The organism is Nocardia wallacei (genome assembly GCF_014466955.1).
GTDB classification, from domain to species: Bacteria; Actinomycetota; Actinomycetes; order Mycobacteriales; family Mycobacteriaceae; genus Nocardia; species Nocardia wallacei.
Genome location: NZ_AP023396.1, coordinates 4,166,287 through 4,178,217 on the forward strand (window position 1 = coordinate 4,166,287; position 11,931 = coordinate 4,178,217).

An 11,931-nucleotide genomic window follows, 5' to 3' on the forward strand; every position below is an offset into this window, starting at 1 on the left:
TCAGGGCTGTGCCGGCGCGGACTGCCGGCCGAGCACGTCGCGCAGCCGCCGCGCGTACTCGACGGGATGGGTGAAATGCGCGTTGTGGCCGCCGGGGAATGTCACGGCCGTGGTGTCGAGCGCGGCGGCCAGGGCATGGGCGCAGCGGCTGCCGAACAATGCCGGGTCGGTCGCCTCGCCCGCCGCCGCGACGATGGGCACCGGGGTGTTACGCAGCGCGGGGACATCCACCGGAGTGGTTCGCGCCTGCGGGATCTCGTTGGTCAGGATGAAGTCGAAGTTCGCGGTGCGCTGCCCCGCCACGGCCGGATCGGCGGCCCGCCCGGCATCGTGGTCGAGACTGTGCTGGACCCGATGTCGCGCGGCGGCGCCCGCGCCCAGCATCGCGGAGATGCGCACCACGGCGGCGGGCAGGCCGCGCTCGCGGTAGTCGGCCTCCAATTCCTCGAACGCGGCCACGTGTTCGGCCCGGTCCGCACCCGTGAGCAGCGCGGGCGCGAGTGGTTCGTGCGCGACCACCGTCGCGAACATCGCGGGCGCGGCGAGCACGGCATGCAGCGCGGGCAGTGCGCCGAGCGCGCAACCGAGCACATGTGCCGGTTGGTCGGTCAGCTCGGCCAGCAGCAGGCGCAGATCCTCGGCGTGGACGGCGACCGGCACCGCGGAGCCGGGCCGGTCCAGCGGACTGCGGGCGAAACCGCGCCGGTCGTAGGTGACGACCGTGAACGCGTCGCCGAGCCGGGCGGCGATCTCGGTGCTGCGCCGGACCTCACCGCCGCCGCTGTCGGAGATCAGCAGCAGCGGGCCCGTGCCGCGCAGTTCGTAGTGCAGGGTCGCCCCGGGCACTCGCACCGTGCCGGTGCGCAGGTCGGTAGTCATCGGCACTCCTTCACCGTCCGGCTCCGGCCGCACAACAATGTTCGCCGGAATGCTCGGGACAACGCTACAGTGATTTCATTGTCGGATCACGCTTTCCTAGGAAGGATACGAGCAATGACGGCAAAATACGATGTCATTGTTGTCGGAGCTCGCTGCTCGGGCGCGCCCACCGCAATGTTGTTGGCGCGCAAGGGCTATCGTGTGTTGCTGGTAGACCGGTCGACATTCCCCAGCGACACGGTGTCCACGCACATGGTGCAGGCTCCGGGGGTAGCGTTGCTCGAACAATGGGGTCTGCTGGGCCCGGTGGTCGCGGCGGGGACCCCGCCCATCGAGAAGTACACGTTCGATTTCGGGTTCGACAGCGGCCCCGTGCGGCTGTCCGGCACGGCCCGCACGGCCACCGGCCATGCCACCGCGTACGCGCCGCGCCGCACACTGCTGGACAAGATCCTGGTCGACGGGGCGGCGGCCGCCGGCGCGGAGGTGCGCGAGCACTTCACCGTCGAGGCGCCGGTGTTCGAGGACGGCCGGGTGGTCGGTGTCGTCGGGCACACCGCACGGGGCGCCTCGGTGCTGGAGCGGGCCCGCGTGGTCGTCGGCGCGGACGGCCGCGATTCCCGCATCGCCAGAGCCGTTGGGGCGCAACCGTACAACGAACACCCCAAGGGCCAGTACCAGTACTACACCTACTGGCGGGACCTGCCCGTCGACGGATTCGAGGTGGTGATCCGGCCCGGCCGGGTGTGGGCGGCGCAGCCCACGAACGACGGGCTCACCATGCTCGTGGTCGCGTGGCCGATGGCGCAGCGCAACGAGTTCCGGGCCGATATCGAGCGCAATTACCTGCGGACACTGGAACTCTCGCCGGAGTTCGCCGCCCGCGTGCGCGGCGCCACCCGGGTCGAGCCGTTCGTCGGCGCGGCCGTGGCCAACTACTTCCGCAAGCCCTACGGTCCCGGCTGGGCGCTGGTCGGCGATGCCGCCTACAACAAGGACCCCATCACCGCGCTCGGCATCACCGACGCCTTCCAGGGCGCGGAACTGCTGAGCACGGCGATCGACCGAACCTTCACCGCGACAGCGTCGTTCGACGAGGCGATGGCGGATTATCAGCGCATCCGGGACGCGCGCAACGAGGCGGTGTACGAGCACACCGCCCACCTGTCGCGGCTGGAGCCCGCCTCCGCCGATTTCGAGCGCCTGGTTCGCGCGATGCAGGGCAATCAGGAGGCGATGGACGCGTTCGCCGCGATCAACGCGGGCATCGTCTCCCCGGTCGAGTTCTTCGACGACGCCAACATCAATCGCATTCTCTGCGGGGTCCCGGCGGGGGCGCATCGGTGACGAGCGCGATGGCGGCCGCGGGGCACAGCTCGGCGGCCGCGCGCACCTCGGCACCATCCGCCGCCGCGCCCGCCACGAGCACGACCAGGCCCGCGTCGTCCTGATCGAAAACGCGCGGCGCGACCGAAACGCATTGTCCCGCACCGATACACCGGCTCCGGTCGACGGTCACCCCGCCGGGTTCCGCGCCGTCCGGCTCGCTCACCACCGCACCGGCAGCGCGTGCAGGCCGTAAATGCGCATGTCGTGCTTGTACGGCAGCTCGACGATGTCGGCGTCGAGGCGTAATCCCGGAATGCGGCGGAACACGGTGTGATAGGCGATCTGGAGTTCGACCCGGGCCAGCGCCTGCGCCAGGCACTGGTGCGGCCCGAAGGCGAAGGCCAGATGATGGCGCGCGGGCCGGGTGAGGTCGAGCACGTCCGGGTCGCCCTCGAAGACGCTGGGATCGCGGTTGGCGGACTCGATGGCCAGGATCAGTCCCTCGCCCGCGCGGATCAGCGTGCCGTCGACCTCGATGTCGTCGCGCGCCACCCGCCGCCTGCCGTGGTGGACGATGGTGAGATAGCGCAGGATCTCCTCCACCGCACCGGCGGTCGCCACGGGGTCGTCGGCCGCGCGGAACCGCCGCAGCTGTGGCGGATTCGCCAGCAGCGCCGCCACGCCCAGCGCGATCATGTTCGCCGTCGTCTCGTGCCCGGCCAGCAGCAGCACGCGGCCGATTCCGGCGATCTGCCGGTCGGACAGCTCGCCCTGCGCCACGAGGTGACTGAGAATGTCCGGGCCCGGCCGCGCCCGCTTGGCCGAGACGACCGCGCCGATCAGCCCGAGCATCTCGTCCGCGGCCGCCAGCGCCTGCTCGGCGGTGGACGTGGTGGAGATCGACGTGCCCGCCAGCCGCTGGAACCGCTCGCGCTCGTCGTAGGGCACGCCGAGCAATTCGCAGATCACCATCGACGGCAGCGGCAGCGCGTAGGCCGATACCAGATCGGCCGAGTCGCCGCCGCGCAGCATCGAGTCGATCAGGTCGTCGGCCATCCGCTGGATACCCGGGCGCAGGGATTCGATCCGCTTGATCGAGAAGTAGCTCGTCAGCATGCGCCGGTATCCGGCGTGCTCGGGGTCGTCCATGGACATGAACGTGTTGCCGCGCTTGACACTCGCGGCGAGCGCGACCGTCGAGAACGGATAGCCCGGCCGCGTCGCGTCGGCGCTGACCCGGGGATCGGCCAGCAGCGCGCGCACCGCGCGGTAGCCGGTCACCAGCCACGGCTCGCTGCCGTCCCAGATCCGCACCCGCGACACCGGCGGCGCCCGGCGCAGCTCCGGCGGCGGGTCGAAGGGGCAGCGCGCCTCGCGCGGCATCGGAAACGAACGCACATCGGCCGCCGGTTCGGTCATCTCGGTCTCCTCGTCCTCGCCCGCCCGGCCGCGCTCAGGCGAGCCGGGCCATCATGATCGATACGGCCGCGGGCGTGGGCACCACCCGCTCGACCTCGAATCCGGCCGCCGCCAGCAGTTCCCGGTGCTCTCGCTCGGTGCGCTCCTTGCCGCCGAACAGCGCCAGCAGATTCAGGTCGGTCAGGAAACCCAGGTTCGGGGCGTTGCCCTCGGGCAGCAGGATCTCGATCACCAGCAGCCGGCCCTCCGGCGACATCGCCTGCTTGATGTTGCCGAGAATGGTGCGGGCCTCGTCGTCGCTCCAGTTGTGCAGCACGTGCTTGAGAATGTAGGCGTCGCCGCCGGGCGGGACCGCGTCGAAGAACGATCCGGCCGTGATGGTGCAGCGGTCGCCGAAGGCGCTCAGCCGCTCCCGGGCGCCCTCGACCACCGGGGCGGTGTCGTACAGCACGCCGCGCGAACCCGGTGTCCGCGAGAGGATCTCGCCGAGCAGACGCCCGTTGCCGCCGCCGATGTCGACGATCACGGAATACGGCGAGAAGTCGTGGGAGGACAGCACCGCCCGCAGTGTCAGCCCCGAGACGCTGGTCTGCGAGTCGTCGAACACCTTGCCGAATTCCGGGTTGCTGCGGGTGAATTCGAAGAACGACATACCGCGCAGCGCGGGCACCACGGCCTTGCCCGTGCGCACCGCCTCGTCCAGGTGGGACCAGTGTTCGCGATGTTCCGGCGAACCGATGAACAGCGACCACGGCCGGATCGACACCTCGGCGTCCGAGCGCAGCGGGTCGGACAATTCGTTGAGGGCGAAGCGGCCGTCCGGCTCCATCCGGAACACGCCGCGGCTCGACAGCAGCCGGAGCAGCCGGAAGGTGGCGTCGGTGTCGGTGTCCGCGCGGGCGGCGATCTGCGCGGCGTCCAGCGGGCCGTCGGCCAGCACGTCGGCGATGCCCAGTTTGGCGGCGACGTAGATCGCCTGCGCGAACGATCCGTTGCCGATCATCTCCATGAGCGCCATCGGCGCCGGGACCTGCGGGACGGAATTCACGGCGGACCTCCCTCGAACGTGCGGGTTCCACGACAATGCGGCAAGGTTCCCTCGCATTGTTCGAGCTCCACAGTAGCCCACGAAGGCATTCCGGAGAAGGGCGGCGAAGCCTTCGGGCCGACATTCTCCGGGACACCGCGAGAATGTTTCGATGGCCCCTGCCGCGCTCGTCTTCTACGATGATCGAGGCGGGACGCCGCCCGCACCGCAGCCATCCGGTCGGTAGACGGGAGCATCAGATGCCCAGCACAGCAACCTATTCCGCGACACAGAGCGGCTCCGAGCAGTACGTGTCGAGGATTCTGTCGGCATTGACGGAACGGCCCGACGACATTGTGATCGACTGGCCCGGCGGCGGCCACACGCGACGGCAATGCGCCGACGCCATTGTGTCGGCGGCCGGTGTACTGGCCCGGTCGGGCATCGGACCCGGCCACACGGTCGCGGTCCTCGCGGGTTCGAACAGCCCGCTGATGCTGTTCGCGCGCCACGCCGCGAATCTCATCGGCGCCGCGGTGGTCTATCTGCGTTCCACCAACGCCGCCAGCTCGCTGGAACCGCTGCCGGACGATCAGCAACTCGGCATTCTCCGGGAGACGGGCGCGAGCTTCCTCGCCGTCGACGCCGCGCATCTCGAGCGCGCGCGGCGGCTGCGCGCCGCGCTGGACCACCGGCTCCACATCGGGGCGTACGGCGGCGGAGCGGGAGCGGTCGACCTCGCGGCGGGCGGCGCCGGCACACCCCCCGCCCCGTATCCGGCGGCGGCCGGCGATCTGGCCGTGATCACCTACACGACGGGCACCACGGGCCGCCCCAAGGGGATCTGCCGTTCCTATCGCGCCTGGCGCTACGCCGTCGAGACGATGCTCGGCGACGAACACACCGTCATGCTCGTGACGACACCGTTGAGCCACACCGTGGGTCCGATCGCCGACGCCGTGCTCAGCGCGGGCGGAAGGCTGCACGTGCTGGCGGGTTTCGAGCCGGGCGCGGTGCTGCGCGCGCTCGCCGCGCGGCGCGTCACCCGGGTCTTCTGGGCGACACCGCAGGTGTATCAGGTGCTCGATCATCCCGAGCTGCCCGGCACCGACCTGTCGAGCCTGAACACGTTGATGTACGGCGGGATACCGGCCTCGCCCGAGCGGCTGGCGCAGGCCGTCGGCGTGCTCGGGCCGATCCTCGTACAGTCCTACGGCACCACCGAATGCTGGGAGATCGGCCGGTTGGAGCGCGAGGATCACACCGACGCGCGGCGGCGCGGCTCGGTGGGGCGGCCGTCCTGGCAGGCGCGCGTGGTGGTCCGCGATCCCGACACCGGCCGCGACCTGGCCACCGGGGAGGTCGGCGAGATCTGCGTCAGCTCGCCCGGCATACTCACCGAGTACTTCCGCGATCCGGAGCGCACCGCGAACACCTTGCGGGGCAACTGGTTCCACACCGGCGATCTGGGGTATCTCGACGCCGACGGCTATCTGTACCTCGTCGATCGGCTACAGCATCGAATCAAGTTCGACGGCGTGAACGTCTATCCCGCGGAGGTGGAGAAGACGCTGCTCACCCATCCGGCGGTCGCGCAGGCGGCGGTGTTCGGCGCGCCGGACGCCGACCGGGTGGAGCGGATTCACGCGGCGGTGGTGCTCAAGCCGTCGGCCGACGCCACCGCCGACGCGCTGCGCGAGCATGTCCGCGATCGGATGTCGCCACGGCACGCGCCCGCGGTCGTGCGGTTCCGCGGCGAGCTGCCGGTCATCGGCTCCGGCAAGATCGACAAGCAGTTGCTGCGGCGCGAGGCCGCCACCCGGTGACCCGGGGCCGAATCAGCCGATGCGCGCGGCCAATTCGCGTTTGAGCACCTTCCCGCTCGGTCCCAGCGGGAATTCGTCCACGAACACCACGCGCCGCGGATACTTGTAGGCGGCCAGCCGATTCCGGCTCCAGGCGACGATCTCGGCGGCCGCCTGCCCGGGCGCCGCCGCGCCGTCGCGGGCGATCACGACGGCGCAGACCTCCTGGCCGAGCCGCTCGTCCGGCACGCCGATCACGGCGACCTGCGCGATGCGCGGGTGATCGATCAGCACGTCCTCGAGTTCCCGCGGATACACGTTGTATCCGCCGCGCAGGATCATGTCCTTCTTGCGGTCCACGACGACCAGGTAGCCGTCCTCGTCCTTGCGACCCAGATCGCCCGACCGGAACCAGCCGTCCACCAGCACCTCCGCGGTGGCGTCGGGCCGATTCAGATAGCCGGCCATGATGTTGTGCCCGCGCACCACGATCTCGCCGACCTCGCCGTCGGGCAGCAGTTCGATCCGGTCGTCCAGGTCGCTGCGCGCGATTTCCACCCGCACGCCCCAGATCGCCCGCCCGACGGTGCCCGGTTTCACCGGCGCGCCCCGATCGTTGTAGGCGACGACCGGTGAGGTCTCGGTCAGCCCGTAGCCCTCGTAGATCTCGCAGCCGAACACCGACCGGAACCGCCGCAGGGTGTGCGGGGACAGCGCCGCGCCGCCGCAGTAGGCGCGGTCCAGCACGGATTCGACGCCCGCGGCCGCCGCGTCGAGCAGGGCGAAGTACATCGTCGGCACCCCCATGAACACCGTGCAGCGTTCGGCCGCGAGCAGTTCCAGGGCGTGCCCGGCGTCGAACCGCGACATCAGCACCAGGGTCGCCCCGGCCCGGAAGCACACGCACATGCCGCAGATCTGGCCGAAGGTGTGGTGCAGCGGCAACGCGCCCAGCAACACGTCGGACGGGCCGAAGTCGAACGGGGACAGCATGGTGACGGTGATGTTGGTGACGAGGTTGGCGTGGGTGAGCAGCACACCCTTGGGTCGGCCGGTGGTGCCCGAGGTGTAGAGCACGACCGCCACGTCGTCCCCGGCGGTGCGCTCGTAGTCGGTCGTGGCGCCTGCCGGATCATCGTTTTCCGGCATCGCCGCGACCTCGAGGATCGCCACGCCCGCCGCCCCGGCGGCATCCTCGGCGCACGAGCGCAGCGCCGCCTCGGTCACCAGCGCCGCCGCCGCGCAGTCGCGCAGCAGGTAGGCGATCTCCCCCGGGCTCAGCAGAATGTTGACCGGCACCACGGTGGCACCGGCCGCGAGAATGCCGAAATAGGCCACCGGGAATGCCGCCGTATTGGTCAGCAACAATGCGACGCGGTCGCCGCGGCCGAGGCCCCGCGCGCGCAGCCGCGCCGCGAACCGGCTCGCCCGCGCCCACAGCGTCCGATAGCTCACCCGGTCGTCGCCGCACACCAGAGCGGTGGCATCGCCTGTCCTGCTTGCTGTTTCGGCCAGCACGGCCGCTACCGACATCTCCACGACAGCCTCGGATCGTTCGGGGGCCGACTACACAAACATTCCCGCATCATCTTGCCGGAAAATGTCGCGCGCCGCTAATGTGGTGAATGCATTGCGCCGCCCACCAAGCAGAGAGTGACTCGATCGCCATGACACAACTGCTCGAATTCTTCTCGCGCGAGGTGGAGCAGCTCGGCGAAGGCCGCCGGCACTTCCTCGAAATCGGCCGCCGCGCAGGGCATTTCCCCAGCGCCATCGCGCACGGCGCCGCCGGTGGAGGTGAACGCGAGGTCAGTGTGTGGTGCAGCAACGACTATCTGGGCATGGGCCAGGCGCCGTTCGTGCTGGACGCGGTCAAGGCCGCGGTGGACCGGTACGGCGCCGGGTCGGGCGGGTCGCGAAACATCAGTGGCACCAACCGGTATCACGTCCTGCTGGAGCAGGAGCTGGCAGCCCTGCACGGCAAGGAATCCGCATTGTTGTTCAGCACCGGATACACCGCCAACGACGGCGCGCTGTCGGTGCTGGCCGGCCGCACCCGCGACACGATCGTATTCTCCGACGAGAAGAATCACGCCAGCCTCATCGACGGCATCCGGCACAGCCGCGCCGACAAACACGTCTTCCGGCACAACGACACCGCGCACCTGGCCGAGCTGCTCGCCGCCGCCGACCCGGCCCGCCCCAAGCTCGTCGTGTTCGAATCGGTGTACTCGATGGACGGCGATATCGCGCCCCTGGCCGAGATCGCGGACCTGGCCCGCCGTTTCGGCGCGACCACCTACATCGACGAGGTACACGCGATCGGCATGTACGGGCCGCGCGGCGCGGGAATCGCCGCCCGCGAGGGCCTGGCCGACGAATTCACGGTGGTCATGGGCACGCTGGCGAAGGCGTTCGGCACGATCGGCGGGTACGTCGCCGGTCCTGCACCGCTCATCGAGGCGGTGCGCGCGTTCTCGCGCTCGTTCATCTTCACCACGTCGCTGCCGCCGGCCATCGCGGCGGGCGCGCTGGCGGCCGTCCGCCATCTGTCGCGTTCCGAGGTCGAGCGCACCCGGCTGCGCGCGAACGCGCAACTGCTGCACCGGCTTCTGAACGGGCACGGTATTCCGTTCATCTCGCCGATGTCGCACATCGTGTCGGTGTTCATCGGGGACGAACGGCTGTGCCGCCGGGCGTCGGCACTGCTGCTGGAGCGTTACGGCATCTATGTCCAGCCCATCGACGCGCCGAGTGTGCGGCCCGGCGAGGCGATCCTGCGCGTCGCCCCGTCGGCCACCCACGACGCGACCGATGTCGAGAAGTTCGCCACCGCGCTCGACGACATCTGGCGCGAGCTGGATATCCCGCGCGCCGCCCGCTAGCCCGGCTTCAGCGGTACCCCTCGACGACGCCGTGCGGCGTCCAGGAGCCGCCGCGAATCGCACGGATCCGGCCGAACCCGTTGTCGGCCAGCCATTCCCGGTAGGCGCCCCACGGATAGAGTGTGCTCTGGGCGAACGGCAGCGTCGCGAAGTACACACTGTCCAGCCCGGCGTAGAGCGGCCCGCGGCCGTCGTCGTCGGACATGGCGTTGAAGATCAGCACCCGGCCGCCCGGCGCGAGCGCTCGGTGTGCCTTCGCCAGCAGCGCTCGGTTCTGCTCCGGCGACCAGATCACCAGCTGGTGGGCGAACAGCACGTCGTCGTGGCCCGGCGGATAGTCGTCGGCGAAGATGTCGGCGGCGTGCGTGCCGATGCGGTCGGACAGGCCCGCCCGGTCGATATTGCGGCGTGCGATCTCCAGCGCGGGCGCGCGGTCCAGCACGGTGACGCGCAGGTTGGGATGAGCGCGCGCGAGCGCGATGGCATTGACGGCGTCGCCGCCGCCGACATCGAGCAGGCCGCGGTCACCGGGATAGTCGACCTGGCGCACCAGAACCGGATTGGACAGCTCCGACCAGGAATTCATACAGCGGTAGAACAGATCCTCGAGGCCGGGCACATTGGCCAGCCGCGAGTACAGATCCTCGGTGTCGCCCGGGAAATGCCGGATGCCGACATTACGGTCCCGGCGCAGGGATTCGGTGTAGTCCGAGGCCGGCAGGTAGGACACCCGCGCCTGGAATTCGATGATGTCGCGGATGATCGACCACTGCCGGGCGGCGAACAGTTCCGCGATCGCCGGGCCGTTGCGGTAGCGGTCGCCGGATTTCTCGGTCAGCCGCAGCGACGTGGTGCCCAGCAGCAGCAGGTCGGCCGAACGCGCACTCAGGCCCAGGGATTCGGCGATCGTCGCCTTCGCCACCTCGCCCTTGGCGTCGAGCAACTCGAACAGGCCCAGTTCCGCGCCCGCGTTGAGTTGCTGAAACGCCGCGTGGCCGAACAGCACCGGCACCAGGTCCGGCAGTGCCGACCGATCGTCGTGTACCACGTGTTCTCCTCTCGCCTTCGATCACAGCCGGGTGCGCATCGACCACAGCTCGGGAAAGAACCGGTGCTCGTTGACCGCACGCAGCCAGTCCACGCCGTCGGTGCCGCCCGTGCCCGATTTGCGGCCGAGTTTGCGCTCCACCACCAGCAGATGTGTTGCCCGCCAGTGCGAGAACTGGAAGGCGACCTCGGTCAGCAGCTCGGCGACACGATACTCGTCCGGATAGGACCGGGGCGCGCGGTAGATCCGCAGCCACACGTCCTCCACGGCCGGGTGGGCGGCGTACTGTTCGCGAAAGTCGCGGGCGCACAGCGTGTCCGGCACCGCGTGCCCGCGGCGGGCCAGAAAGCGCAGCGTCTCGTCGTACAGGCTGGGCGCGGCCAGTTCGGCGCGCAGGTCCGGGTACCGGCCGGCCTGGGCCGAGGCCGTCCGCACCATCGCGGGAGTCTTGTTGCCCAGGGCGAATTCGAGCGTGCGGTACATGAACGACTGCACGCCCGACGCGTCGCCGAGGACGTCCCGGAAGGCCAGGAACTCGTCGGCCGAGATCGCGTTGATGCCCTCCCAGGTCATCACGAGAATGCGCTGGGAGCGAACGGTCCGCTCCAGCGCACGGCAGGCCTGGTCCGCATCGCCCGCCCGCAACCGGTCCCGGGCCTGGTCCACATCGACGTAGACCATCCGGAACAGCAGCTCCTTGACGTGGCTGAGCAGGATGAACGACAGCTCCTGCGCGGAATCGGTACGGGGCTCGGCCAATTCGTGCAACCGGTCCATCCGCGCGTAGGTCACGTAACCGGGCGCCGGGGGCGACTGGACGCCTCCCGCGACGGGGCAGGTGCGCGGCCGGTCCGGGGGCTCGGTCATGCGAATTCTCCTTCGGGGCGGGCGTAGCGCCGCAGCGAGGACTCGTACAGCTCACGGAGATGACGGTCCAGCCGGGAGCCGTCGGAGTAGCGGTGTCCGAACGCACGCCGGTAGTGGTCGAACCAGTCCCGCTCGTCGTGCAGGAACAGAATGTCGTGCACGGCCATGTGCCGGACGGCGTACAGCGGATAGGGCGCGCGATTGACCGGGAACAGCGGATTGCGCACGGCGGGCTCGTCGCACCGCGGGTGGAATTGCCCGAGCATCAGCCCCTGCCGGATCACCGTGTCCTTGGCCACCCGGTGCCCCTCGTCGATGAGGCCGAAATGCCGGTCCGGCAGGCCCGCGATCACGACCACCAGGGCGTGCAGTTTCCGGTTCGGCGACCTCGGCTCGGTCTGCCGGAACCGGCGCACGATGTCGCCGATCACCGACACCATCCGGGCGGTGTCGTGCGGCGCGCGCCAGTGATGCACCAGGATCGACAGGGCGCCGGCACGCACGGCGGGCTGCACGAACGGGCACACCGGACCGTCGCGGCCCAGCTGCGGGTGCGGACGGCTCACCACCGTACCGAGCCAGGCCGACACGGTGCGCGCGGTGCGCTCGTCGGGTTCGGACAGGCCACCCACCACGGCTTCCCGCCCCTCACACGGATCGGCGGCAGACATT

The 11,931-nt window shown here is 70.2% G+C and carries 11 protein-coding genes; 3 read left to right on the forward strand and 8 right to left on the reverse strand.

Annotated features, from left to right (window positions below):
• Complete coding sequence (locus NWFMUON74_RS18320; RefSeq protein ID WP_187683089.1) at positions 1-879, reverse strand: alpha/beta fold hydrolase; 879 nt, start codon at positions 877-879, stop codon at positions 1-3.
• Positions 880-993: 114 nt separating this feature from the next.
• Between NWFMUON74_RS18320 and NWFMUON74_RS18325 the strand changes: the two genes are divergently transcribed.
• Positions 994-2,226, forward strand: a complete 1,233-nt coding sequence (locus NWFMUON74_RS18325; protein WP_187683090.1) for an NAD(P)/FAD-dependent oxidoreductase — start codon at positions 994-996, stop codon at positions 2,224-2,226.
• Here the strand turns inward: NWFMUON74_RS18325 and NWFMUON74_RS18330 are convergent.
• From NWFMUON74_RS18330 to NWFMUON74_RS18340, 3 genes are read right to left on the reverse strand one after another with little or no spacing between them, the layout of a single operon-like run.
• Positions 2,183-2,431 carry a ferredoxin gene (locus NWFMUON74_RS18330; protein ID WP_342213457.1) on the reverse strand — a complete coding sequence of 83 codons (249 nt, stop codon included), beginning with the start codon at positions 2,429-2,431 and terminating at the stop codon, positions 2,183-2,185. The genes NWFMUON74_RS18325 and NWFMUON74_RS18330 overlap by 44 nt on opposite strands.
• Entirely contained in the window at positions 2,428-3,627 is a 1,200-nt protein-coding gene (locus NWFMUON74_RS18335) for a cytochrome P450 (protein WP_187683091.1), read from the reverse strand. The genes NWFMUON74_RS18330 and NWFMUON74_RS18335 overlap by 4 nt, the downstream gene beginning before the upstream one ends.
• Positions 3,628-3,661: 34 nt before the next feature.
• Positions 3,662-4,675 (reverse strand): methyltransferase, encoded by a 1,014-nt coding sequence (locus NWFMUON74_RS18340; RefSeq protein ID WP_187683092.1) that lies wholly within the window; start codon positions 4,673-4,675, stop codon positions 3,662-3,664.
• A gap of 239 nt (positions 4,676-4,914) precedes the next feature.
• Between NWFMUON74_RS18340 and NWFMUON74_RS18345 the strand changes: the two genes are divergently transcribed.
• Positions 4,915-6,480, forward strand: a complete 1,566-nt coding sequence (locus NWFMUON74_RS18345; protein ID WP_187683093.1) for an AMP-binding protein — start codon at positions 4,915-4,917, stop codon at positions 6,478-6,480.
• Between the two features lie 12 nt (positions 6,481-6,492).
• On the opposite strand, the gene NWFMUON74_RS18350 is transcribed toward NWFMUON74_RS18345, so the two are convergent.
• Complete coding sequence (locus tag NWFMUON74_RS18350; RefSeq protein WP_197987072.1) at positions 6,493-7,992, reverse strand: long-chain-fatty-acid--CoA ligase; 1,500 nt, start codon at positions 7,990-7,992, stop codon at positions 6,493-6,495.
• A gap of 134 nt (positions 7,993-8,126) precedes the next feature.
• Here NWFMUON74_RS18350 and hemA point away from each other — a divergent pair, with 134 nt between their 5' ends.
• Entirely contained in the window at positions 8,127-9,344 is a 1,218-nt protein-coding gene (hemA, locus tag NWFMUON74_RS18355; protein ID WP_187683095.1) for a 5-aminolevulinate synthase, read from the forward strand.
• A 7-nt stretch (positions 9,345-9,351) separates the two neighbouring features.
• Here hemA and NWFMUON74_RS18360 read toward each other — a convergent pair whose 3' ends face one another.
• The 3 genes from NWFMUON74_RS18360 to NWFMUON74_RS18370 are packed head-to-tail and all read right to left on the reverse strand — an operon-like array spanning position 9,352 to position 11,891.
• On the reverse strand, positions 9,352-10,392 hold the full coding sequence (locus NWFMUON74_RS18360) for a methyltransferase (protein WP_187683096.1): 1,041 nt from the start codon (positions 10,390-10,392) through the stop codon (positions 9,352-9,354).
• Between the two features lie 21 nt (positions 10,393-10,413).
• Complete coding sequence (locus NWFMUON74_RS18365) at positions 10,414-11,259, reverse strand: tryptophan 2,3-dioxygenase (RefSeq protein WP_187683097.1); 846 nt, start codon at positions 11,257-11,259, stop codon at positions 10,414-10,416.
• On the reverse strand, positions 11,256-11,891 hold the full coding sequence (locus tag NWFMUON74_RS18370; RefSeq protein ID WP_187683098.1) for a DUF6875 domain-containing protein: 636 nt from the start codon (positions 11,889-11,891) through the stop codon (positions 11,256-11,258). Before NWFMUON74_RS18370 ends, NWFMUON74_RS18365 begins: the two co-directional genes overlap by 4 nt.
• Positions 11,892-11,931 lie beyond the last annotated feature (40 nt).